Genomic DNA, 25,656 nt, shown 5'->3' with positions numbered 1-25,656 from the left:
GAACGGTCGTCTTCCATGACCAACACGATGCCCGGAAAACTTCTTCCCGTCGTCGTACCTGAGCAGGCAATGGGTCCTACTGCCGATGGAGTACAAAAGGGTCCGTGTCCTCCCCAAGGCGGGTGACACGGGGTGGAGGCCCCCTGGTGGGTACCCCTACGGGCCTTGGTACTACTGCTGGTCGTGGACCTCGACCCGGAACTCGCGGCGCTGCGACCGCTCGGCGCCTTCTTCGTCCTACGCACGATCGGCGACCCCGCCGGGACCTCGCGCCCGGCGCTACCGACTCTCGCACAAGTCTACGAGAACCGGTCGTCGGATGTTTACGGAAATCCCCTGACTTTTCGTGTCCGGAAGGTCGCCGGGGCCCTGAACGCCCCCGAGCCCCGGATCGCCGCCTCCATCGCCCACCTGGGCCTCGCGGCCCGGCTCTGGTCGGTGGCGCTCGGCTGCGCGTCGGTGTACGGCCGGATTCCCGACCTGGCCCCCGAACGCCTGCGCTGGGACCCGGACGCGAGCGCTCCCGACGAGCTCCGGCTCGACGCGGTGACCCCGCTTCCGAGCGACGCCGGGACGATCGCCGACGTCGTCCTGCACGGCCACCTCGAACCCCTGGCCCGGGCACTGCGCTCCGAGTACCGGCTGGCCGGCGGGCTGCTGTGGGGCAACGCCGCCTCGGCACTGGCGGGAGCCGCCCGTCAACTGGGCCCCGACACCGCCGCCCGCGCCCTCGCGGCCGAACTCCTCGCCCACCCGCTCCTCGAAGGCACCCTGGACGCCACCACCCTCCGCCGCCGCAGCTGCTGTCTGTACTACCGGTTGCCGGGAGGCGGCGTCTGCGGTGACTGTTGTTTCACACGAGCCCCGCGCTCTTCCCCGCGCGGCGCATCTGGGTGACCATGAAAGCCGACCAGCCAGAGACAGGGGGTTCCGGGTGCGTGTGGGCCTGCTGACCCGGGAGTACCCGCCGGACGTGTACGGCGGCGCCGGTGTCCATGTCGAGTTCCTCGCCCGGGAGTTGAGGTCCCTCGTCGACCTGGACGTGCACTGCTGGGGCGAGGGCCGCGCCGAGGGCGTGATCCGGCACCGGCCCTGGTCCGCGCTGGATGCCGCCAACGACGCGCTGCGCACCTTCTCCGTGGACCTCTCCATGGCCGCGGGGCTCGAAGGCCGCGAACTGGTCCACTCGCACACCTGGTACGCCAACCTGGCGGGCCACTTCGGCAAGCTGCTGCACGGCATCCCGCACGTGATGACCGCCCACTCGCTGGAGCCCCTGCGCCCCTGGAAGGCCGAGCAGCTCGGCGGCGGGTACGCCCTCTCCAGCTGGGCCGAGCGCACCGCGATCGAGTCAGCCGACGCGGTGATCGCGGTGTCGGGGGCGATGCGCGAGGACATCCTCGGCTGCTACCCGGCACTGGATCCGGCCAAGGTCCACATCGTGCACAACGGCATCGACACCGCCCTGTACCGGCCGGACCACGGCACCGACGTACTGGACCGGATCGGCCTGGACCGCGACCGTCCGTTCGTGCTGTTCGTCGGCCGCATCACCCGCCAGAAGGGGGTGCCCCACCTTCTGCGCGCGGTACGGGACATCGACCCGGCGGCGCAGGTCGTGCTGTGCGCGGGCGCCCCGGACACCCCCGAGATCGACCGGGAGTTCCGGGAGCTCTTCGAGGAGCTGAGCCGGGTCCGCGAGGGCGTGCACTGGATCCCGCAGATGCTGCCCCGCCCCGAGGTGATCCAACTTCTCACCCATGCGGCCGTGTTCGTCTGCCCCTCGGTGTACGAACCGCTCGGGATCGTCAACCTGGAGGCGATGGCCTGCGGCACTCCCGTGGTCGCCTCCCGGGTCGGCGGGATCCCCGAGGTCGTGGACGACGGCAGGACCGGACTGCTCGTGACCGTGGACGACGGGTTCGAACCGGCCCTCGCGCGGGCACTCGACTCCGTGCTCGGCGATCCGGAGGCGGCCCGTCGGATGGGCGAGGCGGGGCGGGAGCGCGCGGTGGGCGAGTTCGGCTGGGACGCCGTCGCCCGGCGTACGGTCCGGCTCTACGAGGAGATCCTCAAACAGGCGTAGCGAGCCCCGGTCAAGGGCAAGCATGGGTCACAAACCAGGGTGAGGGGAGCGGCCATGCGTCGTGGCGGACCTTCGGTGCTCGGCATCGTACTGGCGGGTGGAGAAGGCAAACGCCTGATGCCCTTGACCACAGACCGCGCGAAACCGGCGGTCACCTTCGGAGGAACGTATCGCCTGGTCGACTTCGTCCTCTCCAACCTCGTCAACGGTGACATCCTGCGCATCTGCGTGCTCACGCAGTACAAGTCGCACTCGCTGGACCGGCACATCACCACCACCTGGCGGATGTCGAGCCTGCTCGGCAACTACATCACGCCGGTGCCCGCCCAGCAGCGCCTCGGACCGCGCTGGTACCTGGGCAGCGCGGACGCGATCCTGCAGTCCCTGAACCTGATCTACGACGAGCGCCCCGAGTACGTGGCGGTCTTCGGCGCCGACCACGTGTACCGCATGGACCCGCGCCAGATGCTCACACAGCACATCGAGTCCGGCGCGGGTGTCACGGTGGCCGGGATCCGCGTCCCGCGCTCGGAGTCCCCGTCGTTCGGGGTGATCTCCCCGGGCTCGGACGGCCTCACGGTGGAACGCTTCCTGGAGAAGCCCACCGACCCGCCCGGCCTCGCTGACGACCCCGAGACCGTGTACGCGTCGATGGGCAACTACATCTTCACGACGAAGGCCCTGATCGAGGCCCTGCAACGGGACTCCGAGGACGAGAACTCGGTGCACGACATGGGCGGTTCGATCCTTCCGCAGCTCACCGACCGCGGCGAGGCCCAGCTCTACGACTTCAGCGCCAACCACGTCCCCGGCGAGACCACCCGCGACCGCGGCTACTGGCGGGACGTGGGCACCCTGGACGCCTACTACGACGCCCATATGGACCTGATCGCCGAGCGCCCCGCCTTCAACCTCTACAACCGCCAGTGGCCCATCTACACCCACTCCGGCCAGCTGTCCCCGGCCCGCTTCAACGCCGGCGGCATCGCGAGTGAGTCCATCATCAGCGCCGGCTGCCTCATCCGCGGTCAGGTCACCCGCTCCGTCCTGTCACCCGGCGTCCTGGTCGACCCGGGTGCGGTGGTCCAGGGCTCGGTGCTCCACGACAACGTCAAGATCGGCCGGGGCGCGGTGGTCCGGGGCGCCGTCCTCGACAAGAACGTCGAGGTCCCGCCGGGCGCGACGATCGGCGTGAACCCGGAGCGGGACGCCGAGCTGTACACGGTGTCCAAGGGCGGGGTGATCGCGCTCGGGAAGGGCCAGCTGGTGTCCTAGGAGGTCGATGTGCGAGTCCGCGCCGTGACGCCCGCCGACGCGGACGACGTCTTCCGTCTGCTGCGTGACTTCGCCACGAGCCACACCCCCGAGCGGGCCCGCTTCACGGCGGTCACGTTTCCCGCGCTCCTCGCGGCCGCCGCGGCCGGCCGGGCCGAGTTCCTGGCCGCCGAGGAAGGCGGGCGCGCGGTCGGGTACGTCCACGCCGCCCGCATGCCCACGCTGTTCGCGGGCGGCACGGTCCTCGAACTCCTGGAGCTCACCGTCGACAGCGCGCTGCGCGGCCGCGGGACCGGCTCCGGGCTCGTGCGCGCGGTGCTGGAGGCCGCCGAGCGGGCCGGTGACGTGGAGGTGTGCGTGCCGACGCGCAGGGCCGCCGACTTCTACCGGCGACTGGACTTCACCGAGACGGCCACTTATCTCAAGTGGGCACCCGTCGGCTGAAGCCGGGCGGTGAGCTCCCTGGACGGACGGCGGGATCCGTGTTGTCATGCCAACTCATGCCCATGACAACGTTGTTATGGAGGCTTCCGTGCGTACCAGACCTCTCAGAGGCCGGCTCGCGTTACTGCTGGCCGCCCTTCTCGGCCTGACCGGCCTCACCGCGGTCCCGGCCCCGGCCGCCGAAGACCCCGTCGAGGCCCGTGGCCTCAAGGGCGAGTACTGGACCCAGTCCGCCCCCGGCGCCTTCGACTTCCACGAGCTGAAGGCGACCACCTTCGACCCGAACCTCGACTTCGACACCCTCGAACCCCGTCTCACCGCCGCGACCGGCCGCTCGGACGACGTCAGCGTCCGCTGGACCGGCAAGGTCGTACCGGAGACGACCGGCCCCCACACCTTCTCGGTCACCGGCGACAACGGCTTCCGCCTCTGGGTCGGCGGCCGGCTCCTCATCGACCACTGGGTGGACGACTGGGACCGCGAACAGACCGCCGAGCCGGTCGAGTTGACCGCCGGACAGTCCTACGACATCAAGGTCGAGTACTTCGAGCACTACGGCGGCTCCAACCTCCACCTGTGCTGGACCCCGCCGGGCGGCACCCAGCAGGCCGTTCCCCAGTCGGCGTTCCGGCTCCCCGACGGCTACGCCTACGACGGCCCCCTCGCGACCACCGTCCTCGGCACCGGGCGCACCCTGAGGCTCGACTTCGCCCAGCCCCTCGCCGCACCCCCGGCCGGCCTCGCCGACCACCTCCAGGCGGTGATCGGCGGCGCCAAGTGGCCCCTGGGAACGGTGAGGCAGGACCCGAGGGACGCCCGCGCCCTGCTCGTCGCCCTCGCCGAACCCGTCGTCGGCAACAGGACCGGCACCGCGCGCGGCACCGCCGACCTCCGCTACGACGGCGAGGGCGGCCTCACCGGCACGGACGGCAACGTTGTCAACGCCTTCTGGAGCAGCGGCCCCAACCGCTCGACCCACGAACTGCGTACCAAGTGGGCCGACCAGGTGGGCCCGGACAACGCCCTTCCCGAGTACCCGCGCCCCCAGTTGACCCGCCAGGAGTGGCGTAACCTCAACGGCCGCTGGCAGTTCGCCGCCGCCGAGCCGGGGCAGGCCCCACCCGTAGGCAGGGACCTGACCGAGCGCATCCTCGTGCCCTACCCGGTGGAGTCCCAGCTCTCCGGCCTGGAACGGCACGAGGACCGCATGTGGTACCGCCGCACCTTCACCGTCCCGGCCGACTGGCACATCGGCTCCGGCAAGCGCCTCCGCCTCAACTTCGGCGCGGTCGACTGGCGGTCCGAGGTGTACGTGAACGGCACCAGGGTCGCCGAACACACCGGCGGTTACGACAAGTTCAGCGCCGACATCACCGACGCGCTGAAGCCCGGCCGCACCCAGGAACTGATCGTCGGCGTGTACGACCCGACCGACGCGGCCGACGGCGAGAACCCGCCCCTCGGCAAGCAGCGCCTCGACCCGAGCGGCATCTGGTACACCCCGTCCTCCGGTATCTGGCAGACCGTCTGGATGGAACCGGTCGCCCGTGACCACGTCGACTCCCTCGAACTGACGCCCGACCTGTCCACCGACCGGCTGACGGTCGAGGCACGGGGCGTCCGCGACGGCGTACCGATCACGGCGACGGCGTACGACGGGAAGCGGAAGGTGGCGACGGCGCGCGGCCGGACGGGTGAACCGCTGTCCCTGAGGATCGGGAACCCGCGCCTGTGGTCGCCGGACGACCCGTTCCTCTACGACCTGGAGGTGACCGTCGGTGCCGACCGCGTCGGCAGCTACTTCGGGATGCGCTCCATCGCCGTCGAGAACGTGGCCGGCACCGCGCGCACGGTCCTCAACGGCGAGCCGGTCTTCATGATGGCTACCCTCGACCAGGGCTTCTGGCCCGACGGCCTGCACACCGCGCCCACCGACGAGGCCCTCGCGTACGACCTGAAGGCCCACAAGCGGCTCGGCTTCAACGCCGTGCGCAAGCACATCAAGGTCGAACCCGACCGCTGGTTCTACTGGGCCGACCGGCTGGGCCTGCTGGTGTGGCAGGACATGCCCGCCATGACAGCGGGGGTGAATCCGGGTCCCGCCGCCCGCGCCGAGTACGAACGCGAGCTCAAGCAGATGATCGACCAGCACGTCAGCAGCCCCTCGGTCGTCATGTGGGTGACCTTCAACGAGGGCTGGGGGCAGTACGACATCGGCCGGATCGCCGAACAGGCCAAGGCCTGGGACCCGACCCGCCTGGTCAACAACCAGTCGGGGCTGAACCTGGGGGCCGACGGAAACGCCGGCGACATCATGGACGAGCACGGCTACCCGAGCCCCGCCCTGCCACCCCACCCGGACGGCAGACGTGCCCTGGTCAGCGGGGAGTACGGCGGCCTCGGCCTGGCGGTGCCGGGACACGCCTGGTCCGTGCAGCAGTCGTACGTCGACGTCGATCCGGCGCGCTACACCGACGAATATCTGGCCAGGCTCGACGAGGTGCGGGCCCTGGTGTGCCGGGGCAGCAACGGGGCCGTGTACACGCAGATCACGGACGTGGAAGGGGAGCTCAACGGGCTGCTCACCTATGACCGCAAGGTTCTCAAACCGGACGCCGAGCGGGTCGCGGCCGCGCACCGGGCGCTGATCCGGGACGCCTCCCGGGCCGCTCCGGCGGGCTGTGCGGCCACCGACGGCTGATCACATCCGCATCCTGTGTCCCGCCCCTTTCGCGAGGGGCGGGACGTAATCTGCTGTTAACTGTGCGTAGCTTGATCGTACTTGACCGTAATCGCCGTGGGGCGATTGACTGCTGGTCCACCCGTCGTCGACGCGAGGCAAGCCATTGACTTCAGACCTGCTCGCCCCTCTCGACCTGGCGTTCTGGAACATGGAAACCGCCGAGCACCCGATGCACCTGGGAGCGCTCGGCGTCTTCTCGGCGCACTCGCCCACCGCGGGGGCCCACGCGGCCGATCTGCTCGCGGGCCGGGCCGCCGCCGTGCCCGGCCTCAGAATGCGGATCCGGGACGTGTGGCCGCTCGGCTTCCCGTACGCCTTCGGGGGCGCCGCGCGCGTGCCCGACCCCGGCTTCGACCCGCTCCGGCACGTCCTGCTGCACGCCCCGACCGCCGACTTCCACACCGAGGCGGGCCGGCTGATGCAGCGGCCGCTCGACCGTGACCGGCCGCCGTGGGAGGCGCATGTGCTGCCGGGACAGGACGGCGTCTCCTTCGCCGTCCTCTTCAAGTTCCACCACGCCCTGGCGGACGGACTGCGGGCGCTGACGCTCGCCGCCGCCGTCCTGGACCCGATGGACCTGCCCGCCCGCAAGCCACGCCCCGAGGAGCCCGCGAAGGGTCTGCTCCCGGACGTGCGCAAGCTGCCCGACCTCGTCCGGGGCGCCGTCTCCGACCTGGGCCGCGCCCTCGACATCGGCGCCTCCGTCGCCCTGTCCTCCGTGGGCGTGCGGTCCTCGCCGGCCCTCACCGCCGAGCCGAGCGGCACCCGCCGCACCGCCGGAGTCGTCGTCGACCTCGACGACGTGCACCGCGTCCGCAAGTCCCGCGGCGGCACCGTCAACGACGTCCTGATCGCCGTCGTCGCGGGCGCCCTGCGCCGCTGGCTGGACGAACGCGGCGACGGCAGCGAGGGCGTGGCGCCCCGCGCCCTGATCCCGGTCTCCCGGCGCCGGCCCCGGACCGCGCACCCGCAGGGCAACCGCCTCTCCGGGTACCTGGTGCGGCTTCCGGTCGACGACCCCGACCCGCTCGGCCGCCTGGACACGGTCCGTACGGCCATGGACCGCAAGAAGGACGCCGGCCCCCACCGCGGCGCGGGAGCCGTCGCCCTGCTCGCCGACCACGTCCCGGCCCTCGGCCACCGCCTCGGCGGGCCCCTGGCCAGTCAGGGTGCCCGGCTCTGGTTCGACCTGCTCGTCACCAGCGTGCCCCTGCCGAGCATCGGCCTGAAGCTCGGCGGCAACCCGGTCACGGAGGTCTACCCCTTCGCCCCGCTCGCCCGCGGCCAGTCCCTCGCCGTGGCGATCTCGACGTACCGCGGACAGGTCCACTACGGCCTGGTCGCGGACGCGGAAGCGGTGCCCGACCTGGACCGGCTGGCCCACGCCCTGTCCGAGGAGGTGACCGGACTGCTGGCCGCCTGCGGCTCTTGATCGTTCCCGGATTACGGGCCGGGCCCGGCGCTGAAGTAAAATTCCGCGTTCGACCAGCGGACGCGGCCCCAGTGCCGCACGGGTGACCAGGGAAACGGCAGCGCGATGACGGTGACAGAGGACGGCTCGGCGATCACGGACGACGCCGTGGACGAGGTCGTGTACGGCCCCGGCATCGACCCGGAGCGGCTGGCCGTCTGCCTCAGCGTGCTCGACGAGCTCGACAAGCTGGAGGTCGACCACCCCGACGCGATCGCCGTGCGCCGGGCCACCGCGGGCATCTACCGCACCGTCAAGCAGCGCCGCCGCCAGGAGCGCCGGGCCGCCAAGACCGCCCACGACAAGGCGGTCACGGAGGCCACGGCGACCGGCTCCGCCCAGCGCATCGACGACGAGACCGAGGGCATCCTGCCGTCGTCGATCACCGAGGAGGGCCGGGTCGCGGGGATACTCCAGCGCCCGCGCTCCTGCTACACCTGCAAGACCCGGTACGTCGAGGTCGACTACTTCTACCACCAGCTCTGTCCGGACTGCGCCCGCCTGAACCGCTCCAAGCGCGACGCCCGCGCCGACCTCACCGGCAAGCGCGCCCTGCTCACCGGCGGCCGCGCCAAGATCGGCATGTACATCGCGCTGAGGCTGCTGCGCGACGGCGCCCACACCACCATCACCACGCGGTTCCCGAAGGACGCCATCCGCCGCTTCAAGGCCATGGACGACTCGGGCGACTGGCTGCACCGCCTGGAGGTCGTCGGCATCGACCTGCGCGATCCCGCCCAGGCGGTGGCCCTCGCCGAGCAGGTCGCCGAGGCGGGCCCGCTCGACATCCTCGTCAACAACGCGACCCAGACCGTACGACGGCTGCCGTCCGCGTACGCCGCCCTGGTCGACGGCGAGAGCGCCCCGCTGCCCGCCGGTGAGCTCCCCGCCCACCACGTCATCGGGGCCTTCGGCTCCGGCGCGGTCGACGGACTCGCCTCGCTGCCCGCAGGGATCTCCGGCATCGACGCCCAGCAGGTCGCCGACCTCGCCCTGGTCGCGGGCAACGCCAGCGTCGCCAGGCACCTCGACGGCACCGCCATCGACGCGGGCGGCCTCGTCCCGGACGTCGTCGACAGCAACACCTGGGTCCAGACCATCGACCAGATCTCCCCGGTGGAGCTCCTGGAGACCCAGCTCTGCAACTACACGTCGCCGTTCATCCTGATCAGCGCGCTGCGCCCGGCCATGGCCGACGCGGCGAAGAAGGCGCGCAGCGGCCGCTCCTACGTCGTGAACGTCTCCGCGATGGAGGGCGTCTTCGGCCGCGGCTACAAGGGCGCGGGCCACCCCAACACCAACGCCGCCAAGGCCGCGATGAACATGGTCACCCGCACCAGCGCCCAGGAGATGTTCCAGAGCGACGGCATCCTCATGACCTCGGTCGACACCGGTTGGATCACCGACGAGCGCCCCCACTACGACAAGCTCCGCCTCGCCGAGGAGGGCTTCCACGCCCCCCTCGACCTGGTCGACGGCGCGGCCCGCGTCTACGACCCGATCGTGCGCGGCGAGGACGGCGAGGACGTCTACGGGGTCTTCCTGAAGGACTACGCGCCCGGGAAGTGGTGAACCGGCGGCGCCGGCGGCCCTGACGTGTGGGCCGTCGGCGACGGGGAACCCGGACACCGGTCAGTTCCCTGCCAGGAGTTGTCATGCCACGTCCACACAGCATCGATCCGCGGGCGTTCGGCGACCCGCGCAACCACTACCCGACCGACGAGGAGTTCTACGCGAGCGACCGTCCGGTCGGCCACGAGCTCCCGGAGGACCGGCCCCGGGGCGGGGCGTCCGACCCGATCAGGCACCCCTGGAGCTGGGGCATGATCGCGCTCGTCGTCTTCGCCGCCCTGATCATCCTCATGGGCATCGCGCTCTTCCCATGAGGCCGTCACGGATCCGGTGGCCCGTAGGCCCGTAGCCGGTCATGGACGGCGTACCCGCCCGAGTGCGCCGCCCGCACCCGGGTGCCCCCGTCCACCAGCAGATCCGCCCCGGTGATCCACCCGGCCGCGTCGGACGCGAGCCACACCACGGCCCGCGCGATGTCCTCGGGCTCGCCGATCCGGCCGAGCGGCAGCTCGACGGGCCCCTTCTCCCACACGAACCGCGCCATCTCGGTGCGTACGAGGCCGGGGGAGACGGAGTTGACCCGCACCCGGGGAGCCAGCTCACCGGCCAGCTGCTGGGTGAGATGCAGCAGCGCCGCCTTGCTGGTGCCGTAGGCGCCCACGTTCGGCCCGACATGCGCGGCGCCCTCCGTGCACACATTGACCACCGACCCGCCGTGCTCCCGCATCCACACCCGCCACGCCTCGCGCACCAGCCGCAGCGGTGCCTCCACGTTGACGGTGAACGCCTCGCGCCACGCGTCCGGATCGACCTCCATGAGAGGGCCGTACGGCTGGTTCGTCGCCGCGTTGTTGACCACGACGTCGAGCCGGCCGAACTCGCGCACGACGAGGTCCACGGCCGCGCGCAGATGGACCGGATCGGCGACGCTGCCCGCCAGCCCGATGCCGGCGAGTTCGTCGGCGGCCCGCCGGACGTCCTCCCGGTCCCGGGCCGTGACGCACACCAGCGCCCCGGCGTCGGCCAGTTGACGCGCGACCTCGAGCCCGATGCCGCGGGTGCCGCCGGTCACCAGGGCGGCCCTGCCGTGCAGTCCGTACGACGTCATCGCCGTACCGTCTCATGACGGACCGTCAGTCGACAGACTCCAGACGGGAGTTGCGTGCCGCGACCAGCTCCAGGACGGCCCGCCAGTCCTCCAGGACGCCCGCGTCGAAGCGGGCGGTGCGGCCGTCCTCGTCGGCCAGGCGCAGCAGGTCGTCGTCGGTGGTGGGGCCGTGCCGGCGCACCAGGCGGTGGACCCGGTCTCCGAGCAGGCCGCGGAACGCCCCGGCCGCCGGTCCGAGGCCCAGCACCAGGCCGGCCACCTGGAGCTCCTTGTCGGCCGGCCGGCTGCGGCGCAGCAGCGCGGCGGTCCGCAGGGCGTGTTCGCTGCCGCAGGCGTGCAGCAGATCCATCAGCTCGTCGACACTGCGCAGTTCCATACGTCAGACCTCCCGCCGGTCCGGCCGTTGCCGTGGGTCAGCACAGCACGGTCGCCTTGCGATTGAGCCAACGGGACCTGAACTGCGCGCCCCCGACGGTCCGGAGGCCCGGTCGACCCCTAGGCCGAACGAGTGACTTCAGAAAGGCGTATCAAGTGACAAATCATGCGGAACATGGCCGAAAGAACGCAGTTGAATTGCAATGGTTACACCTTGTTTTCAGCCCCTATCGAGCGCGCCCCCGCTCATCTGGTTAATCTGTAGCGGACGGACGGCAGTACGGGGTCCCACCCACACCCACAGTCCGTCCCGGGACAAGCCGGTCACCACGGCCTGCTCTCACATGAGTTACCGGCGCCACCGCGTCCGAACCCGATCTCGACACAGGACCCGAGCGGACGCCCTGGCACCCGGCCGCAGCACCGGACAGGTGACGTCCCGAGGGTGAGCCCGACACATAAGGAGTGCGCGGTGACACCGGAGAAGACGAATCGCGAACAGCGCCCCAAGGAACGCCCGGAGCGCGCGGGCCGACGGCCCGGGGACATCGGCAGTCTCGACGTGTGGGCGCGCTCCGCCCCCATCCGTCTCGCGGGCTACGAGGACGACCTCGCCGAGCCCCACATCCTGCCCAGCGTGGACTGACCGCAGGATCCTTCGCGATCGCCGACGGCATGGGCGTGCGAGACTCACGCCCATGCTGATCAGAGAAGCCGCGGCCGACGACTGGCCGCGGATCTGGCCTTTCTGGCACCGGATCGTGGCCGCCGGCGAGACCTACGCCTGGGACCCCGACACCTCCGAGGACGCCGCACGGGCCCTGTGGATGAACCCGGCCAAGCGCGTGTTCGTCGTCGAGGACGAGACCGGTGCGATCGTCGCCTCGGCCTACGTCACCCCCAACTACGCCGGCCCCGCCGCCCGGATCGCCAACGCCGGCTTCATGGTCGACCCCGACCGGGGCGGCCGCGGCTACGGCCGCGCCCTCGCCGAGCACGTCCTGGCCGCCGCCGCGGCCGACGGCTACCGGGGCATGGTGTTCAACGCCGTCGTCGAGACCAACCCGGCCGTGAAGCTCTGGACCTCCCTGGGCTTCACGATCCTCGGCACCGTCCCGGACGCCTTCGCCCACCCCCGGCACGGGCGGGTGGGCCTGCACATCATGTACAGGGCCCTCTGAGCCGTCGGCCAGACGCCTCTTTTCTTCAAGGCACCGCTCAGTCGACCGGTGCCGTCCGCCGCCACGGCTGCCGCCGCTCCAGCTCCTCCGCGACCTCCAGCAGTACGGACTCCGACCCCGGCCGCGCCACCAGCTGTACGGCGGTGGGGGCGCCCGAGGGCAGGGTGCCCAGCGGCACCGACATGGCCGGCCAGCCGGTGAGGTTCCACGGCGGGGTGAGCGGCGAGTAGGTGGTGTTGGCGAGGACGTTGCGCAGCCAGCCCCGCTCGTGCCAGGCCTCGGCCTTGGGGGAGCGGCGGGCCAGCGCCGGGAGCAGCAGCACGTCGTGCTCGGCGAAGAACGGCTCCAGACGCTCGCGCAGCGCCTGCCGCGCCCGGCCCGTCCGCACGGTCTTGACGAAACGCCGGCCGATCGTCGCGTGCACCCGGGTGCGCCGGGCCAGCAGCCGCCGATCCAGCCCCTGCGCGTCCACCGAGGTGCCCGCCGTCCAGGTGGCCAGCGAGGTGACGCCCAGCGACAGCGGGTACGGCGGGTCGGCGCGCCGCACCTGGTGCCCCGCCTTGATCAGCAGCCCCGCCGCCTCCCGGACCGCGTTCGCGTACGGCGCGCTGATGCCGACCCCGGCGAGCGGGCTGCGCAGGGACACGGCCACGTCGAGCGTGGCGGGCGCGTCCCGTCGTACGAACTCGGTGTCGGCGATGACCGAAAGCAGCAGCCGGGTGTCCTCGACGGTGGTCGCGAGCGGACCGTTTTCGGACATGCCGAACCAGTCGCCGTCGCTGATGCCGGCCGGGACCACCCCCGACCCCGGCTTCAGGGTGACCAGGCCGCAGTTGGCCGCCGGGATGCGCAGCGAGCCCATGCCGTCGTTGCCGAGGGCGAGCGGGACCAGTCCTGCGGCGACCGCGGTCGCGCTGCCGCCGGAGGAGCCGCCCGCCGTGCGCCAGGTGTCCCACGGGTTGCGGGAGGTGCCGTGGACGCCCTCCGTGGTGCCGAAGACGCACAGTTCCGGCACGTTGGTCAGGCCCACGACCACCGCGCCCGCCGCCCGCAGCCGGGCCACCACCACATGGTCGGCCTCGGCGGGGATGTCCGGGGTCGCGGCGGAGCCGACGCGGTTGGTCTCGCCGCGCACCGAGAGGTTGTCCTTGACGGCCACCGGCACCCCGGCCAGGGGCAGTTCGCCGAGGTCGCCCCGGGCGCCCACCTCGTCGGCCTCCGCGAGCGCCGCCTCTGCCCGCACCACCCGGAACGCCCCGAGGCGCCCGTCCAGTTTCTCGATCCGGGCGAGGTGTTCGGCCACCACCTCACGCGGGGTGGCCCGCTTCTCGCGGACGGCGGCGGCGATCTCGGCGGCGGTGCGGCCGACCCAGCTGGTCACGTGCGCTCCTCGGGCTACTCGCGAGTATGTGAGGAGAACTCTGCCCCGCGGCGGACCCCGAGTCGAGAGCACCCGGGCTTGGACATTCGGGTCGCTCCTCTTGGACTTTTCGCGGCAGGTGCGGGCGGGAGCGGGGCCCTGACCAGCAGGTCATCCGATCTCTGTAGCAACTCCCAGCTCATTCAGCCCCGTTGACAGCCCTCCTAGGGGCCTCGATTATCAGCCATCCGATGAATAGGGAGTCGCTCATGAGGAAACGGCTGAGATTCGCCGCTGTGGTGGCGCTGCTGACGCTGCTCCTGGCACCCGTTCCGGCGGTCGCCCGCGAGGCGCGGAGCGCGCCGGTCACCGTGCCCGCCCTGACCGACTGGACGCCGGAGTCCGGCAGCTATGTGTTCGGGACCGGCACCCGGCTCGTGGCCGACGGCACCGCCGACCGCCGGGTCGCCGAGACGCTGGCCGGTGACCTCCGGGCGGCCGGTCACGGCACTCCAGCGGTCGTCCGAGGCGGAGCCCGGCCCGGTGACATCGTTATCGACGTCAAGCCGTCCAAGTCCTCCCTCGGCGCCGAGGGCTACGAACTGCGCGTCGGCCGGAGCCTGTCGATCACCGGCGCCACCGAGACCGGTGCCTTCTACGGCACCCGCACCCTCCTCCAGCTCCTCGCCCAGGGCGACCGCATCCCCGCCGGGCGCACGGTCGACGTGCCCCGCTACAAGGAGCGCGGGGTCGGCGTGTGCGCCTGCTACATCCACATCACGCTGCCGTGGCTGGAGAACCTCGTCCGCGAGATGTCCTACAACAAGCTCAACCAGCTGCTCGTGGAGCTGAAGGTCAGGAGCGACGCCCACCCCGAGGCCAACACCTGGGGTTACTACACCAAGGACGAGATACGGCGGCTCGTCGCGCTCGGCGACAAGTACCACGTCGAGATCATCCCCGAGATCAACTCGCCGGGGCACATCGACCCGTGGATCGAGAACCGCCCGGACCTCCAGCTCACCGACTCCGACGGCAACAAGCAGCCCTCGCGGCTCGACATCACCCGGCAGGCCTCCTTCGACTACTACAAGAGCCTGATGGACGAGTACGCCGAGGTCTTCACCTCCAAGTCCTGGCACATGGGCGCCGACGAGTACATGCTCGGCTCCGACTTCGCGAAGTACCCGCAGATCCTGAAGTACGCCCAGGAGAGGTACGGTCCGAACGCCACCCCGCAGGACGCCTTCGTCGACTTCGTCAACCGCGTCCACGACTACGCGGCGGGCAAGGGCGTGAGACTGCGCATCTGGAACGACGGGCTCACCGGCGCCAACACCGTGCCCGTCGCCAAGGACACCACGGTCGAGCACTGGCTCAACGTGGCGGTGAAGCCCAGTCAACTCATCGCACAGGGCTACTCGGTGATGAACTCCGCCTATTCCCTGTACCTCATCCGCGGCGGCTTCCACAGCGACACCGCGTCCCTGTACGACCAGAAGTGGGACCCGCGCAGCTTCGAGGGCGAACAGCTGACCTCCTCGAAGGGCGTCACCGGAGCCAAGATCAGCCTGTGGCCGGACAACGGACGCGGCGAGACCGAGAACGAGGTCGCCGTACGGCTGTGGCCTGCGCTGCGCCACATCGCCCAGGCCACCCGGGGCGACCCCCATCCTGACGCCACTTACGACGCGTTCACCGCACGCGGCACGGCCATCGGACACGCACCCGGATGGCGGGACCTGACCCGGGTGCCGGTCGCGGACGGGACGTACCGCTTCGGGCAGTCCTTCACGGCCGCCGTCCAGCGCACCGCCGACGGTTACGCGACCCTCCGCTCGGCGGCCGGCTGCCTCGCGATCAGCGGCGGCAGGCTGACGCTCAACGTGCCGCTCCAGCCGGGCGTCGAGGCGACCTGGGACACCTGTGACGCCACGAACACCGTGCAGCGCTGGGAACTGGAGCCCGCGGCGGGCGGCTACCGGCTCGTCAACGCGATCACGCAGATGGCGCTCGCCGTCACTGACGACGGCCGGATCGCGCAGTACCCCGCCGACCAACACACCCCCACCGTCTGGCACTTGAGCTGAGAGGTCCCCCCATGACTGTCTCCAGACGCCTCTTCGTCACCGCCGCCACCGCCCTCGCCGTGACCGGCGTCCCCACCCTGGCGGCGGCCTCCGACGGCGACCGCTTCCACCGTGTCCCCGTCTCACCGGACGACACCGAGGCCGACCTCGTCCGCAAGGCCTCCCAGGTCCGGCCCACCGCACGGCAGATCGCCTGGCAGAACCTCGGACAGACCGCGTTCCTGCACTTCGGCGTGAACACCTTCACCGGACTGGAGTGGGGCACCGGCGACGAGGACCCGGACGTCTTCCAGCCGACCGGCCTCGACACCGACCAGTGGGCGGCCGCCCTGAAGGACGGCGGCTTCAAGCTCGCCATCCTCACCGTCAAGCACCACGACGGCTTCGTCCTCTACCCCTCCCGCTACACCAACCACTCCGTGGCGTCCAGCAGTTGGCGCGGCGGGCGAGGAGACGTGCTGCGGTCGTTCGCCGACTCGATGCGCCGGTACGGCCTCAAGGTCGGCGTCTACATCTCGCCCGCCGACGAGAACCAGTACCTGCACGGCGTCTACGCCAACGGCAGCGCCCGCACCCCGCGCACGATCCCGACGCTCGTGGCGGGCGACGACCGCACGCCGGACCGCTCGTACACCCTGGACGCGACCGACTACGGCGCCCACATGCTCAACACCCTCTACGAGGTGCTCACCGAGTACGGTCCCGTCGACGAGGTGTGGTTCGACGGCGCCCAGGGACACATCCCGCCCGACAAGGTGGAGAGCTACGACTGGGACAGCTGGTACACCCTGGTGCGCGCGCTCGCCCCGGACGCGGCGATCGCCGTGACCGGCCCCGATCTGCGCTGGGTCGGCAACGAGAGCGGCATCGCACGCGAGGACGAGTGGAGCGTCGTCCCGGTCAAGGAGAACCAGTACGGCCGCACCGACTGGGCCCTGTCCTACGACACCCCCGACGAGGGCAGCCGGGCCGCGCTGGTGAAGGCGCAGCCGGCCACCGACTACCTCCAGTGGTGGCCCGCCGAATGCGATGTCTCCATCCGGGACGGCTGGTTCTACCACCCCGACCAACAGCCCAAGTCCGTGGACTACTTGACGGAGATCTGGTTCGGCTCGGTGGGCCGCAACGCCGTACTGCTGCTCAACGTCCCCCCGGACACCGACGGCCTCCTGCACAGCACCGATGTCGTCCGTCTGCGCGAGTTCCGGGAGCGGATCGAGCGGGAGCTGCCCGTCGATCTGGCCCGAGGGGCCCGCAGGACCACGGCACCGGACCGCGTCACGCTGGACCTGGGTCGCGAGCAGGAGGTGGACCGGATCCGGCTCGCGGAGGACATCCGGTACGGCCAGCAGGTGGAGCAGTTCGTCGTCGAGGCGTTCCGTGACGGCGGCTGGACCGAGGTCACGGGCGCCGGAACCATCGGCGCGAGCCGCGTCCTGCCGCTCACGGCCCCGGTGCGGGCCCGGAGATGGCGGCTGCGGGTGACGCGGGCCCGAAGTGCCGTACACATCAAGGAGTTCGGGCTCTACCGGTCGCAGGTCTGAGGGAAGGCGACGAGCGGTCACCAGGTCCCGACGCCCGGGCGCCCGGTGACCGCCGCGGTCAGGCCCGGGACGCCAGGGGCCGCCAGGCCTCCCAGGTCTCCAGCCGCTGCCGGTAGGCGGCCTCGACGACGGGATAGGGGTAGGTGCCGAGGAACAGGCGCAGCGGCGGTTCGTCGGTGTCGACCAGTTCGAGGACCACGTCGGCCGTGACCCGCGGGTCCTGTGGCGCACGGGCGCCGGCGCCGGCCCGGCGGGCCTCGCGGACGGGCTCGTAGGCGGCGAGGGGTTCGGTGTGCACCGCGGACGCGCCGGACCAGTCGGTGCCGTAGGGACCCGGTTCGACCAGGGTGACGTGGACGCCGAGCGGCCCGACCTCCTGGGCGAGCGCTTCGCTCATCCCTTCGAGCGCCCACTTGGAGGCGTTGTACAGGCCGAGGGTGGGGAAGGCGGCGAGCCCGCCGATGCTGGACACCTGCACGATGTGCCCCGCGCCCTGGGCGCGCATGACCGGCAGCGCGGCCTGGGTCACCCACAGGGCGCCGAGCACATTGGTGTCGAGCTGCCGGCGGGCCTGTTCCTCGGTGGTCTCCTCGACCATGCCGAAGAGGCCGTAGCCCGCGTTGTTGACGACGACGTCGAGTCGGCCGAAGGTGTCGGCGGCCCGCCGCACGGCGGCGAACGCGGCCGTGCGGTCGGTGACGTCGAGGCGCAGCGGCAGGACGCGGTCTCCGTGGGTGTCGGCGAGGTCGCGCAGGGTCTGGGGGTCGCGGGCGGTGGCGGCGACGCGGTCGCCGCGGGCGAGGGCGGCCTCGGCCCAGATCCTGCCGAAACCGCGGGACGCGCCGGTGATGAACCAGGTCTTAGTCATGTCCTCGACCCTCCGCGACCGGCTCGCCCGCAGCCAGCACCCCGGCAGGGTTACCCTCCGTTCCATGGCCACCGACAACGTCCTGGGGGAGTTCATCAAGGCCCGCCGGGGTCACGTCACGCCCGAGCCGGAGAACCGCTCCACGGGCGGCCGGCGCCGGGTGCCGGGGCTGCGCCGGGACGAGCTGGCCCGGCTCGCCGGGATCAGCGAGCCCTATCTGACCCGGCTGGAACAGGGCGTCGACCGGCACCCCTCGCCGCAGGTGCTGCGCGCCCTCACCCGGGCGCTGGAGCTGGACGAGGACACCGCGGCCCACCTGTACGCGCTGGCCGCGCCCGATCCCGTACGGCCGTCCCGGCGCGAGGTCGATCCGGCCGTGCACCAGCTGCTCGACACCTGGGCGGGCAATCCGGCCTACGTCCGCGACCGGCACTTCGACGTGCTGGCCGCCAACAAGCGGGCCCGCGCTCTCGCCGCGATGTACGAGCCCGGGCGCAATCTGGTCCGGGAGGTGTTCCTCGGCCCGGAAGCGCGCCGGCTGTTCCCCGACTGGGCGGAGATCGCCGCGCGGACCGCGGCCGCACTGCGGGCCGAGGCCGATCCCCACGATCCCGAAACGGCGCGGCTCGTCGCCGAGTTGGCGGCGGACGAGGACTTCCGCCGCCTGTGGGCCCGGCACGACGTACGGCCCGCCCGTGACGAGCTCAAGCGGTTCGCGCATCCGGAGGTCGGCGACCTCGCGCTGCGCAGGCAGGCCCTGACCGTCGGCGGCGCCGAGCACCAGGTGATCATCGTGTACCAGGCCACCCCGGGCAGCCCTTCCGAGGCCGCCCTCGCCCGGCTGCTGTGACCGTCGGGGCGCTCACCGCAGATGCTGTTCGAAGAAGGCCATGGTGACGTCCATGCTGCGTGCCCACTGGGGGTAGAAGGTGTGGCCCTCGCCCCGGTACGTGCGCAGCTCGACGTCCTTGCCCGCCGCCTCGAACGCGGCGACCGCCTCGCGGCTCCACCTGATCGGGCACGTCGTGTCGGCGGTGCCGTGGTGGATCAGCAGGGGCTCGGTGACCCGGTCGGCGTAGGTGACGGGGGAGACCTCACGCCAGAATTTCGGGTTCTCCTCGGGCGTTCCGTGGGCCGCCTCGATCTCGGCGACCAGCGGGTCGCCCTCGGGGCGCTGGAACTGGTCGATGTTCTCCTCGGGATGCGCGCTGACCGGCGCGTAGGCCACCGCCGCGTCGAACAGTCTAGGGGCCACCACCAGCGTGTTGTACACGACACCACCGCCCATCGAGCGGCCCAGCAGCCCGAGGCGGCGGGTGTCGATCTCCGGGCGCCCGGAGGACCGCAGTGCCAGCGCGGCGCCGATGACGTCCTCGGTGTAACCGAGGCGCAGGCCCACGTCGTTGTCGGGGTCCTTGTCCGAACGGGCGTGGTTGCGGTAGTCGGTGTGCAGGACGACGTACCCGTTCCGGGCCAGGAGGTCCTGCTCACGGCTGAGGCCGCGGCCCGTGGTGTAGATCGCCGGGTCGATGTAGCCGTGCGCCAACACCAGGGCGGGGAAGGGACCTTCGCCCCTCGGGATGTTCATCAGGCCCGACACGGTCAGGCCGTTCGCCTCGTACGTCACCTCGTGGCTGGTGTAGGCGGAGGTGCGGGCCAGCACACGGCCCAGCCTCGGATCGGAGCCCTGGTGGTCGCGCCGGATCAGGGCCGGTAGGGACACGGGATCCACGGGGGCGGGCGTCGCCGAGGGGCTGCCCGGGGTCGCACCGGGGGATGTCGATGCGGACGGACCGCTCGGGCCGGCACCGCGAGGCGCCGAGGCGGCCGGACCGCCCGGGCGCGCCCGGTCCTCGCCGTCACCGCCCGTGCAGCCCATCACGGCCGACAGCGCGAGTACGGCGGCGGCACAGAGCGTTCCCCTCGTCCGCATAGGGCCATTGTCCTCGCCGACGCGTCGAATGTCCCCGTGGCTTCAGGCGCCCCGCGCCGCCCCCGTGCTGTCCCGCACGATCAGTCGTGGCACCGGGACCCGTACGGTCCGGGCCGGACCGCCGTCCAGCAGGGCGGTCAGTTCCCGGGCCGCCGTGCGGCCGAACTCCACGCTGTCCCGGGACAGGGCCGACAGCCACGGCTTGACCATGCGGCACAGCGCCGAGTCCTCCCAGGCCACCACCGACACGTCCGCGGGCACCGAGTGGCCCAGCTCGGTCGCGGCGGCGACTCCGGCGAGGGCCATCACGTCGTTGTCGTAGATCAGCGCGGTCGGCGGGGCGGGCGCCTCCAGGACCCGGCGGGTCACGGCCGCGCCCTCCGCGTCGGAGTAGTCGGTGGTCACCGACCGCACGCCCGTCAGCCCGCGCCGCTCGGCCTCCGCGCGCAGGGTGCGGATCCGGCGCTCGGTGTGCGCGAGCCCGGGCAGGCCGGCGATGTGCACGATCCGCCGGTGGCCGAGCGTGTACAGCTCGTCCACGACCGCGGCCATCGCGCCCGCGTCGTCCGCCCAGACGGTGGACAGGCCCGGATGGCGTTCGTCGGGGGTGCCGCCTATCACCACGGCGGGCAGGCCCAGTTCGTCGAGGACCCCGGTGCGCGGGTCGTCGGTGCGCGGGTCGACCACCAGGACACCGTCCACGCGGTGCTCGGCCCACCAGCGCCGGTAGACCTCGCACTCCTCCTGGACGTCCTCCGCCACCTGGAACAGCAGGCCCAGGTGGCGCTCCGCCAGCACCTCCTGGATCCCGGAGACGAGCTGGAGGAAGAAGGAGTCCACGCCCAGGGTCTCGGCCGGGCGGGCGAGGACGAAACCGACCGTCGCGGCGCCCTCGCCGGACAGCGCGCGGGCCGCCGTGCTGGGCCGCCAGCCGAGCTCCTCGGCCACCTGCCGCACCCGGTCGCGGGTGTCCTCGGAGACACCCGGACGGCCGTTCAGCGCGAACGAGACCGCGCTCTGGGAGACGCCGGCATGCCGCGCGATGTCCTTCATCGTGGGGCGGCGGGCCGGCGTCCGCTTGCCTGACATGGAGATTCCTCATTCCCGGGACGCATTCGGTGCCCAGTATGCACTAATGCGGTTCAGCTCAGTCAACCTAATGCGCATTAGTAACTAAACAAATTAGCTCGGCGAGATGCATTGACGGGCCCGTGGAGCGACGTGCAAGGTCTCCGTCGTTGGCCAACTCCGCCGCTAAGGAGAACGGTTCGCCGTGCCCATTTCCCGCAGAACTTTCGCCGCTGCCGCCGCTGCCTGTGTCCTCCTGCCGCTGAGCGCCTGCGGCTCAGGAAGCGACGACGGAGGCTCGTCCGACGCCTCAGGAAAGGTCGAAGGCGACATCACCTTCCAGACCTGGAATCTCCGGGCGAACTTCAAGGACTACTTCGACGGCCTGATCGCCGACTTCGAGAAGAAGTACCCCGGCACCAAGGTCAGGTGGATCGACCAGCCCGCCGAGGGCTACGCCGACAAGATCAGCGCCGACGCGGCCGGCGGCACCCTGCCCGACGTCGTCAACGTCTCGCCGGACCTCGTCGCCCCGCTCGCCAAGGCCGGCCTCGCGCTCGACCTCGACAAGGCGGCCGGCCAGTACAGGAAGGAGTACCTGGACGGCGCCTGGGCCAGCCACCAAATACCGGGCATGACCGGGACGTACGCCTTCCCCTGGTACCTCAACACCGGCCCGCTCTTCTACAACAAGTCCCTCTTCAAGGAGGCCGGGCTCGACCCCGACCAGCCGCCGAAGACGTACGACGAACTCTTCACCGACGCCCTGGAACTGGCGAAGAAGAGCGACGGCAAGGTGGCCACCCTCGCCAACGTACCCACCATCGAGGACTTCGGCCGCTACGGCGTCCCCCTCATGAACTCCGAGGGCACCGCCTTCGCCTTCAACGACAGCAAGGGCGTCGAACTCCTCACCAAGTACAAGCAGCTGTACGACGCCAAGGCGCTCGACCCGCAGGCGCTCACCGCCACGCCCGAGTCCTCCGGCAAGAAGTTCCTCACCGGGGCGGTCGCCATGAACCCCGGCAGCGCCCTGGACCTCGGCAACTTCAAGAAGCAGGCGCCGAGCCTCTACAAGAACATCGGCATCACCGACCAGATCACCAGCACCGGACACGTGAACATGTACGTGATGGGCGTGATGGTCAACGCGCAGAGCAAGAAGAAGGCCGCCTCCGTCGCCTTCGCGCACTACGTCACCGACGCCCAGCACCAGATGTCCTTCGCGAAGAAGGTCGCCATCTTCCCGAGCACCGCCGGCTCGCTCGACGACCCGTACTTCACCGACGAGGACGGCACCGACGAGACCCGGGTGCGGATCGCCGCCGCCAAGTCCCTGAAGAACGCGGTCAACTACACACCCGTCCTCTTCAGCGAGCAGATGAAGACGGCCCTGCGCAACGAGGTCGCCAAGGCGCTCCAGGGCAAGGAAAGCCCGAAGGAAGCTCTCGACAACGCTGTCAAGGCGTGTGACACGCTGCTCCAGCAGCAGGGGTAGCCATGTCGTCGTCCACCGTGTCGCGGGTGCGGCGCCAAGGGCCGCTGAGCCCCTGGCTGTTCGCCGCGCCCGGCCTCCTGATCATCGGCGCGTTCATCCTGTACCCGTTCGTCTCCACACTGGTCAACGCCTTCACGGACAAGCGCACCCTGATCCCGGGCGAGTTCGTCGGGCTCGCCAACTTCCGTGAGCTGCTGCACGACGACATGTTCTGGATCGGCCTGCGCAACAGCACGCTGTACGTCCTCGGAGTCGTACCGGCGCTGGTGATCCTGCCGCTGCTGCTGGCCCTGCTGGTGCAGAAGAACATCCCCGGCATCACCTTCTTCCGGTCCGCGTTCTACACCCCGGTCGTCGCCTCGATCGTCGTGGTCGGCCTCATCTGGGTGTGGCTCCTCGACGAACGCGGCCTGGTCAACTCGCTGTTGGAGACCATCGGCGTCGGCCGGATCGGGTTCCTCAGCGACCAGTGGCTGCTCCTGCTGAGCGCCATGGCCGTGACGGTGTGGAAGGGCCTCGGCTACTACATGATCATCTATCTGGCCGCGCTGGCGAACGTGCCGCGCGAGCTGCACGAGGCCGCGGCGGTGGACGGGGCCGGGGCCGTGCGCAGGTTCGTCACGGTGACCGTGCCCGCCGTTCGCTCGACCATGGCGCTCGTCGGGGCGCTCTCCTCGGTCGCCGCCTTCAAGGTGTTCTCCGAGGTGTACCTGATGGCCGGTCCGAGCGGCGGACCGGCCGGCGAGGACACCACGCTCGTGATGCTCGTCCAGCGCACCGGCACCGGGCTCACCGGCCGGGTCGGCTACGCCTCCGCGATCTCGGTCGTGGTCTTCGTCGTCACCGTCGCCCTGATGCTGCTCGTGCTGCGGGCCGACCGGAGGGCGGAGTCGTGACCCGGGTACGCAAGGGCGAACTGGTCCTGCGGTACGTCCTGTTGCTCGCCGTCCTCGCCCTGACCGTCGGCCCCTTCCTGTGGCAGCTGTCCACCTCGCTGAAGGGCCCCACCGAGGACATCTACAGCTCCCCGCCGAGCTTCCTGCCCCGGCACCCCACCCTGCACAACTACGAGCGGGTCTCCGACACCATCCCCGTCTGGGACTACGCCCTCAACTCGCTGAAGGTCGCCACCGCCAACGTCGTGACCAACTGCGTCGGTTCGGCCCTCGCCGGGTACGCCCTGGCCCGGCTGCGCTACCGGGGCCGCCGCGCCGCCACCCTCGCCTTCATCCTGGCGATGCTGGTGCCGGTGGAGGGCATCATCATCGCCCAGTTCACCACCATGCGGGAGCTCGGTCTCAACAACACCCTGATCGGGGTGGTCCTGCCGGGCTGCATCGGCGCGATGAACGTCCTGCTGATGCGCAACGCCTTCCTCAACCTGCCGTACGAGATCGAGGAGGCGGCCTACGTCGACGGCGCCAACGTCTGGCAGCGGTTCCTGCGGATCGCGCTGCCGTCGGTGCGGGGAACCATCGCCGTCGTGGCGATCTTCGCCTTCATGGGCGCCTGGGACGACTTCCTGTGGCCGCTGATCGTGCTGAGCGACCCGTCGAAGTTCACGCTCACCATCGGGCTCAACTACCTGCACGGCACCTTCGCGGGCGACGAGCGGCTCGTCGCCGCGGGTACGGTCATCGCCGTGGCACCGCTGATCGTCCTCTTCGCCTGTCTCCAGCGGTACTTCTTCCGCGGAGTGGGCGAGGGCGCGGTCAAGGGCTGAGCGGGATGCGCGCCCAGGAAGCCCGGCCGACCCGAACTCCCCAAGTCAAGGACCCCGTATGCCTTCTGCCGTGCGCTTCGGCGTCAACTACACCCCGAGTCAGGGGTGGTTCCACCACTGGCTCGACTTCGACCTCGACTCCGTCCGCGCCGACCTCGACTCGATCGCCGCGCTGGGACTCGACCACATCCGGGTCTTCCCGCTGTGGCCCTACTTCCAGCCGAACCGCACCCTGATCCGTGAGCGGGCGGTCGCGGACCTCGTACGGCTCGTCGACGCCGCCGCCGAACGCGGCCTGGACGTCAACGTCGACGGTCTGCAAGGGCACTTGAGCAGCTTCGACTTCCTGCCTGCCTGGACCAGGACCTGGCACCGCCGCAACCTGTTCACCGACCCGCAGGTCGTCGAGGGGCAGGCCGTCTACCTGCGCACACTGGCCGCCGCTCTCCGGGACCGCCCCACCTTCCTCGGCATGACCCTCGGCAACGAGGTCAACCAGTTCTCGGCGGGCCCCCACCCCGACCCCGACCGGGCCACGTCCGAGCAGATCGACGCCTGGCTCACCCGGATGCTGGCCGCCTGCGAGGAGGGCGCCCCGGGCCGGCTGCACCTGCACGCCGAGTACGACGCCACCTGGTACCAGGACGACCAGCCCTTCACCCCGGCCCAGGCCGCCCGCCACGGGGCCGTCACCGCCGTGCACTCCTGGGTCTTCAACGGGACCGCCCAACGCCACGGACGGGAGTCGGTCCCGAGCGAGCACCACGCCGCCTACCTCGTCGAGCTCAGCAAGGCCTGGGCCGACGACCCGCACCGCCCGGTCTGGCTCCAGGAGGTCGGCGCCCCCGCACCCCTGGTCCCGCCCGAGCACGCGGCCGCCTTCACCGAGGCCACGGTCGCCAACGCCCTGGACTGCCCCGACCTGTGGGGCATCACCTGGTGGTGCTCACACGACGTGTCCCGCGAGCTGGCCGACTTCCCTGAACTGGAGTACGGGCTCGGCCTGTTGACCAACGACCGGCAACCGAAGGACACCGCCCGGGTCCTGGAGCGGGCGGCACGCGCGGGTGCGGGTGCCGCTGAACGCCGTACGACCGCCCTGGTCGTCCCCTCAGACCCCGGCTCCCGCTCGCTCTGCGCGCCCGGCGGGCCCGTCTTCGACGCCTGGTTCCGGCTGGTCGCCGACGGCGTCCGCCCCACCACCGTCCTCGACACCCGCGCCGCCGACCGGGACCACCTGGCCGCGCGCGGCATCACCGAGGTCGTCACACCCGATCAGGTACTCCCACCCCACAAGGACCACTAGGAGGCACCCGC

General features: G+C 71.2%; 23 protein-coding genes. 17 read left to right on the top strand and 6 right to left on the bottom strand.

The annotated features are described in order from the left end of the window. Window positions 1–165 precede the first annotated feature (165 nt). The 8 genes from OHN19_RS05245 to OHN19_RS05210 all read left to right on the top strand — a co-directional run bounded on the left by OHN19_RS05245 (window position 166) and on the right by OHN19_RS05210 (window position 9,905). Window positions 166–897: a (2Fe-2S)-binding protein gene (locus tag OHN19_RS05245; RefSeq protein WP_330262998.1), complete on the top strand. Its 732-nt coding sequence runs from the start codon at window positions 166–168 to the stop codon at window positions 895–897. A gap of 37 nt (window positions 898–934) precedes the next feature. Next, window positions 935–2,086: a glycogen synthase gene (gene glgA, locus OHN19_RS05240; RefSeq protein ID WP_330262997.1), complete on the top strand. Its 1,152-nt coding sequence runs from the start codon at window positions 935–937 to the stop codon at window positions 2,084–2,086. Window positions 2,087–2,140: 54 nt separating this feature from the next. Beyond that, window positions 2,141–3,361, top strand: coding sequence for a glucose-1-phosphate adenylyltransferase (gene glgC / locus OHN19_RS05235; RefSeq protein ID WP_330262996.1), 1,221 nt, complete (start codon window positions 2,141–2,143; stop codon window positions 3,359–3,361). Window positions 3,362–3,370: 9 nt separating this feature from the next. Continuing rightward, complete coding sequence (locus OHN19_RS05230; RefSeq protein WP_330262995.1) at window positions 3,371–3,805, top strand: GNAT family N-acetyltransferase; 435 nt, start codon at window positions 3,371–3,373, stop codon at window positions 3,803–3,805. Between the two features lie 88 nt (window positions 3,806–3,893). After that, window positions 3,894–6,506, top strand: coding sequence for a PA14 domain-containing protein (locus tag OHN19_RS05225; protein WP_330262994.1), 2,613 nt, complete (start codon window positions 3,894–3,896; stop codon window positions 6,504–6,506). 145 nt (window positions 6,507–6,651) lie between these two features. Continuing rightward, window positions 6,652–7,980 carry a wax ester/triacylglycerol synthase family O-acyltransferase gene (locus OHN19_RS05220; RefSeq protein WP_330262993.1) on the top strand — a complete coding sequence of 443 codons (1,329 nt, stop codon included), beginning with the start codon at window positions 6,652–6,654 and terminating at the stop codon, window positions 7,978–7,980. Window positions 7,981–8,085: 105 nt separating this feature from the next. Beyond that, window positions 8,086–9,591, top strand: coding sequence for an SDR family NAD(P)-dependent oxidoreductase (locus tag OHN19_RS05215; RefSeq protein ID WP_330262992.1), 1,506 nt, complete (start codon window positions 8,086–8,088; stop codon window positions 9,589–9,591). A gap of 83 nt (window positions 9,592–9,674) precedes the next feature. Next, window positions 9,675–9,905 carry a hypothetical protein gene (locus tag OHN19_RS05210; protein WP_330262991.1) on the top strand — a complete coding sequence of 77 codons (231 nt, stop codon included), beginning with the start codon at window positions 9,675–9,677 and terminating at the stop codon, window positions 9,903–9,905. Between the two features lie 5 nt (window positions 9,906–9,910). On the opposite strand, the gene OHN19_RS05205 is transcribed toward OHN19_RS05210, so the two are convergent. Continuing rightward, window positions 9,911–10,699, bottom strand: a complete 789-nt coding sequence (locus OHN19_RS05205; RefSeq protein WP_330262990.1) for an SDR family oxidoreductase — start codon at window positions 10,697–10,699, stop codon at window positions 9,911–9,913. A 25-nt stretch (window positions 10,700–10,724) separates the two neighbouring features. Beyond that, window positions 10,725–11,075: a hypothetical protein gene (locus tag OHN19_RS05200; protein ID WP_330262989.1), complete on the bottom strand. Its 351-nt coding sequence runs from the start codon at window positions 11,073–11,075 to the stop codon at window positions 10,725–10,727. Between the two features lie 471 nt (window positions 11,076–11,546). On the opposite strand from OHN19_RS05200, the gene OHN19_RS05195 reads away from it, so the two are divergent. Next, entirely contained in the window at window positions 11,547–11,720 is a 174-nt protein-coding gene (locus OHN19_RS05195; protein WP_007386357.1) for a hypothetical protein, read from the top strand. Window positions 11,721–11,772: 52 nt separating this feature from the next. After that, window positions 11,773–12,255 (top strand): GNAT family N-acetyltransferase, encoded by a 483-nt coding sequence (locus tag OHN19_RS05190; protein ID WP_330262988.1) that lies wholly within the window; start codon window positions 11,773–11,775, stop codon window positions 12,253–12,255. Window positions 12,256–12,292: 37 nt separating this feature from the next. On the opposite strand, the gene OHN19_RS05185 is transcribed toward OHN19_RS05190, so the two are convergent. Further along, complete coding sequence (locus OHN19_RS05185) at window positions 12,293–13,636, bottom strand: amidase (RefSeq protein ID WP_330262987.1); 1,344 nt, start codon at window positions 13,634–13,636, stop codon at window positions 12,293–12,295. 248 nt (window positions 13,637–13,884) lie between these two features. Between OHN19_RS05185 and OHN19_RS05180 the strand changes: the two genes are divergently transcribed. Both OHN19_RS05180 and OHN19_RS05175 read left to right on the top strand, forming a co-directional pair. Beyond that, entirely contained in the window at window positions 13,885–15,705 is a 1,821-nt protein-coding gene (locus OHN19_RS05180) for a family 20 glycosylhydrolase (RefSeq protein WP_330262986.1), read from the top strand. Between the two features lie 11 nt (window positions 15,706–15,716). After that, the gene (locus OHN19_RS05175; RefSeq protein ID WP_330262985.1) at window positions 15,717–17,249 is read left to right on the top strand and encodes an alpha-L-fucosidase; all 1,533 of its coding nucleotides are present in this window, start codon (window positions 15,717–15,719) and stop codon (window positions 17,247–17,249) included. 58 nt (window positions 17,250–17,307) lie between these two features. Here OHN19_RS05175 and OHN19_RS05170 read toward each other — a convergent pair whose 3' ends face one another. Continuing rightward, complete coding sequence (locus OHN19_RS05170) at window positions 17,308–18,117, bottom strand: SDR family oxidoreductase (protein ID WP_330262984.1); 810 nt, start codon at window positions 18,115–18,117, stop codon at window positions 17,308–17,310. Between the two features lie 64 nt (window positions 18,118–18,181). On the opposite strand from OHN19_RS05170, the gene OHN19_RS05165 reads away from it, so the two are divergent. After that, window positions 18,182–18,967: a helix-turn-helix transcriptional regulator gene (locus tag OHN19_RS05165; protein WP_330262983.1), complete on the top strand. Its 786-nt coding sequence runs from the start codon at window positions 18,182–18,184 to the stop codon at window positions 18,965–18,967. A 12-nt stretch (window positions 18,968–18,979) separates the two neighbouring features. Here the strand turns inward: OHN19_RS05165 and OHN19_RS05160 are convergent, their stop codons facing one another. Continuing rightward, complete coding sequence (locus OHN19_RS05160; RefSeq protein ID WP_330262982.1) at window positions 18,980–20,050, bottom strand: alpha/beta hydrolase family protein; 1,071 nt, start codon at window positions 20,048–20,050, stop codon at window positions 18,980–18,982. Window positions 20,051–20,092: 42 nt separating this feature from the next. After that, window positions 20,093–21,139 carry a LacI family DNA-binding transcriptional regulator gene (locus OHN19_RS05155; RefSeq protein WP_330262981.1) on the bottom strand — a complete coding sequence of 349 codons (1,047 nt, stop codon included), beginning with the start codon at window positions 21,137–21,139 and terminating at the stop codon, window positions 20,093–20,095. Between the two features lie 184 nt (window positions 21,140–21,323). Here OHN19_RS05155 and OHN19_RS05150 point away from each other — a divergent pair, with 184 nt between their 5' ends. From OHN19_RS05150 to OHN19_RS05135, 4 genes are read left to right on the top strand one after another with little or no spacing between them, the layout of a single operon-like run. After that, complete coding sequence (locus OHN19_RS05150) at window positions 21,324–22,616, top strand: sugar ABC transporter substrate-binding protein (protein WP_330262980.1); 1,293 nt, start codon at window positions 21,324–21,326, stop codon at window positions 22,614–22,616. Window positions 22,617–22,618: 2 nt separating this feature from the next. Beyond that, on the top strand, window positions 22,619–23,512 hold the full coding sequence (locus OHN19_RS05145) for a sugar ABC transporter permease (protein ID WP_330262979.1): 894 nt from the start codon (window positions 22,619–22,621) through the stop codon (window positions 23,510–23,512). Then, complete coding sequence (locus OHN19_RS05140) at window positions 23,509–24,339, top strand: carbohydrate ABC transporter permease (protein ID WP_330262978.1); 831 nt, start codon at window positions 23,509–23,511, stop codon at window positions 24,337–24,339. Before OHN19_RS05145 ends, OHN19_RS05140 begins: the two co-directional genes overlap by 4 nt. A gap of 58 nt (window positions 24,340–24,397) precedes the next feature. Next, window positions 24,398–25,645: a glycosyl hydrolase gene (locus OHN19_RS05135; RefSeq protein WP_330262977.1), complete on the top strand. Its 1,248-nt coding sequence runs from the start codon at window positions 24,398–24,400 to the stop codon at window positions 25,643–25,645. Window positions 25,646–25,656 lie beyond the last annotated feature (11 nt).

The organism is Streptomyces griseorubiginosus (genome assembly GCF_036345115.1).
In the GTDB taxonomy this organism is placed as follows: Bacteria; Actinomycetota; Actinomycetes; order Streptomycetales; family Streptomycetaceae; genus Streptomyces; species Streptomyces griseorubiginosus_C.
Note: the sequence above shows the minus strand (reverse complement) of the source record. Positions and strands in the feature narration are given on the sequence as shown.